Annotated in this window: 3 protein-coding genes and 1 pseudogene; all 4 read left to right on the plus strand. The window is 34.3% G+C overall.

Annotated features, from left to right (window positions below):
* A pseudogene (locus tag CQA44_RS13035) lies at positions 1-210 on the plus strand (MBOAT family protein); the annotation flags it as partial.
* Positions 211-218: 8 nt separating this feature from the next.
* Positions 219-1235 carry a hypothetical protein gene (locus tag CQA44_RS11410; RefSeq protein WP_115547338.1) on the plus strand — a complete coding sequence of 339 codons (1017 nt, stop codon included), beginning with the start codon at positions 219-221 and terminating at the stop codon, positions 1233-1235.
* 234 nt (positions 1236-1469) lie between these two features.
* Positions 1470-2414, plus strand: a complete 945-nt coding sequence (hemH, locus tag CQA44_RS11415) for a ferrochelatase (RefSeq protein WP_115547339.1) — start codon at positions 1470-1472, stop codon at positions 2412-2414.
* Positions 2415-2685: 271 nt separating this feature from the next.
* Positions 2686-3528 (plus strand): bifunctional heptose 7-phosphate kinase/heptose 1-phosphate adenyltransferase, encoded by an 843-nt coding sequence (locus CQA44_RS11420; protein WP_115547340.1) that lies wholly within the window; start codon positions 2686-2688, stop codon positions 3526-3528.
* Positions 3529-3581: the final 53 nt, after the last annotated feature.

A 3581-nucleotide genomic window follows, 5' to 3' on the forward strand; every position in this document is an offset into this window, starting at 1 on the left:
CATTTCCTAGAGAATATTCATGGACGTAATGAAACAATTATCTATCTTGTTTTAGCATTTATATTATGCTTGGGATTCAAGAATAGTGTTGAGTTGATGCAAAGCACAAGTAGAAAATCTCTCTATATAGCGGGCTTGTGTTTTTCGCTTTGTGTTATTCTTATGCTACCTGATGAAAATCCGCCTCCATTTCTGTATTTTAACTTTTAGGAAAGATAATGAAAAATATTTTTCCATTTTTTCTTGTAGTCTGCATAGTTTTTTTACTATATGGCAGCATTATTCTCTATACTTCAGTTCTTCATCATCAGCTTGCTTATGCAGAAATGTGGCTTTCAAAAGTGTATGCAATTAAAGATTTTATCAACGCACAGCCCACACAAAAACAACGCATACTTTTTGTGGGAGGCTCGAGTTCCTTGTTTGGATTTGATAGCTCTATTATTGATGCAAATACGAAATTTAAGCCGATTAATTACAGCACTCACGCAGGTTTACCGTTAAATTATCATATTGATAGGATTATGAATGTTGCTAAAGCGGGCGACATTATTTTTTTACCACTAGAATTTTCATACTACATCAATATAGAGCCATACAGAAACTTATGGTATCTGTCTAATATGCTTGCTTGGGAAACATATCGTAAATATATTGACAAATCAGATATTTTATTTGCTTATTTGAGACAACCTCCTTTGATAGTGATAAAAAAATTTGCACAAACTTTAATAAATAAAGGGAATCATGAAGAAAATATTATAGAAACAATGAGGCAAGTTTGGGCTGCTAACCAACAAAAATGGGCGGGTTATAATTATCAATCGCTCAATTCTTATGGTGATTTTGCTTATCAGAACAATACAAATCCTTATAGCCAGTCTATTGCGCAATATTTAAAACCTACATTTGAGATTTCGACATTTTTTGTTCAAGAATACTATCGTTTAGAAGCTTTTGCACGAGAACATGATATAAAAATTTTTCTCATTTATCCTCCCACGATGGAAAACCCCACCTTTAGCATTCATGATGAGAAAACCTATAAAACAATAGACAATCTGACTACACAACTTTCAAAACACGGCATACAAATTTATGGGGATTTTCGAGATTTTCATTTTGATAACACCTATTTTTTCGACACACAAAATCATTTAAACAAGCAGGGGGCTATACTTCGGACACATGCCTTTATCAAATTATTGCAAAGTCTTGGATTAGAAAAACAATGAATGGTTATGTCATCAATATGCTCATACATTCATAATTTGTAGGATTCTGATACATTAAATCCCCATACCTATTAATGGGAGTAGATGTTACGGATGGCACAATTAGAAATGCCAATAGAAAAATTAACAGGAATTTTTAGTAGTTTGTATTCATACAAGCCATTATTATCCAATAACACAAATTCTAATTAACCTTTTTGCATTATCATTTTTTAAAAAAATCAAAGGTAGATTATGGGCTATAACAATGCTGTTGTTTTGTTGAACATGGGGGGACCAAATAGCCTACAAGAAGTTGCTCCTTTTTTAAAAAATATCTTTGCTGACCCCTGTATTCTAAGCATTCAAAACAACACATTTCGCTCCTTATTAGGAAATATGATTGTGAATAGTCGGCTTGAAAAAAGTAAAAAAATCTATGCCGCCTTAGGTGGATGTAGCCCAATTACGCAGATAACTTTCTCACTCACACAAAAATTACAAGCAAGAAATCCATCTACTTTTTATACTTATGCCATGCGTTATACTGCCCCTTTTTGTTATGATGTTCTTAAAGAAATATGCGAAAAGGGCATTCATGACATTACACTTTTTAGTATGTATCCACAATATAGCACCACAACCACCTTTTCATCTTTTAATGATGCGGCAAGCGCGCTTAAGAAACTAGAATTTCAACCAACAGTGCGTCTTATTGAACGGTATTATGACCATGTCTTGTATATCAATTCTATTGTGAATAGCTTACAAAAAACACTAGCTAGTGCAGATTCAGAAGATTTTGTTCTCATTTTATCCGCGCATTCAGTGCCAATTAGCCGCATTAAAAGAGGAGACCCCTATAAGAGTGAATGTGAAAAAAGTTATGATTGTCTTATTGAATCTTTGAAACAAAGCGGCATGAAATTCCAAAACATTATCCTAAGTTATCAGTCTAAAGTGGGACCTGTAAAGTGGCTAGGACCTAACACACGAGACATTATCCGACAGCAAGCCCCTAAGAATCTCATCATTTATCCCCTAAGTTTTAGTATTGACAATTCTGAAACGCGCTATGAACTTTCAATACAGTACAGAGAGCTAGCAGATTCATTAGGAGTGAAAGATTATCGCGTATGTGAATGCCTAAATGACAGTGAAGATTTTATGAATCTCATTCTCACATTAACGCAACATTAAATTATTACAATTCTTAAGTTAGAATTTATTGATATTTCAGATGAAACTAAACCCACATTAATGCAACAAACATGTTGATTCTGTATCTTGCAGCAAGCGTCTTGAAATGCAGGGGATAATGCCTGTTCATTTTATAGAATCGCCCTTTTAAAATCCTCAACACGATTGTGAAATCTCTAGCAGAAACTATTGTGTATAAGTCTTATTAAAATGATACAATCTCTATCAATTTATATTAGAATCTATAAACAAAATATAAGGAATGAGATAAATGTTACAAAAAAAACAAATTAAGATTCTAGTAATTGGCGACCTTATGTTAGATAAATATATTTGGGGTAATGCCAACAAACTTTCTCCAGAAGCACCTGTACCAGTAGTGTGCATAGAAAATGAGAGTTTCAATCTAGGAGGCGCATGCAATGTAGCAAACAATCTCATTGCTATGGGGGCTACAGTTAGCATTTATGGTGCAATAGGCAATGATATGGAGGGGGCATTGCTCCAAGATTTCCTTATCAATAAGGGGATACAGGCTCATTGCTATAAATCTAATCGTCCTACTACCACAAAAATTCGTGTTATGGCTGCCAAACATCAAATGTTGCGTATTGATAAAGAAAGCACACAACCTTTAGAATATTCACTATACGAAGAAATATTTGATGACTTACAAAGCAAGATTACGCAGTATCAATGTCTCATTTTGAGCGATTATCTTAAGGGAGTGTTAAGCCATGGTTTTACTCAGAAGCTCATTAAGCTTGCTAATAGTTTTGGAATTCCTGTGTTATGCGATCCCAAAGGAGAAGATTATAGTAAATATCAACATGCTACTTTATTAACCCCCAATAAAAAAGAAGCTACTCTTGCTACAAAAATCTTTATTCATAATGAAAAAACACTTAAGGATGCCTTGCTAGAATTACAAAATATCAGTCTTGTGAAATACCCCTTAATAACGTTAAGCGAAGAGGGTATAGGATTCTTAGAAAATGGGGTTTTGCATAGGAAGCCCACCATAGCTAAAGTGGTTTATGATGTAAGTGGAGCAGGAGATACTGTTATCGCTACTCTCGCTGTTTGTCTAGCACTGCAAAATATACTTGATTAGGCTGCAGTTGTTGGTAATGCTGAGGCCGCAGTGGTCGTTGCAAATTTAGGCGG

Source organism: Helicobacter sp. MIT 14-3879 (genome assembly GCF_003364125.1).

Bases quoted from the DNA above. Each gene is read 5' to 3' on its own strand.
- CQA44_RS11410 (WP_115547338.1), top strand. From the start codon at position 219: ATGAAAAATATTTTTCCATTTTTTCTTGTAGTCTGCATAGTTTTTTTA.
- CQA44_RS11420 (WP_115547340.1), top strand. From the start codon at position 2,686: ATGTTACAAAAAAAACAAATTAAGATTCTAGTAATTGGCGACCTTATG.
- hemH (WP_115547339.1), top strand. From the start codon at position 1,470: ATGGGCTATAACAATGCTGTTGTTTTGTTGAACATGGGGGGACCAAAT.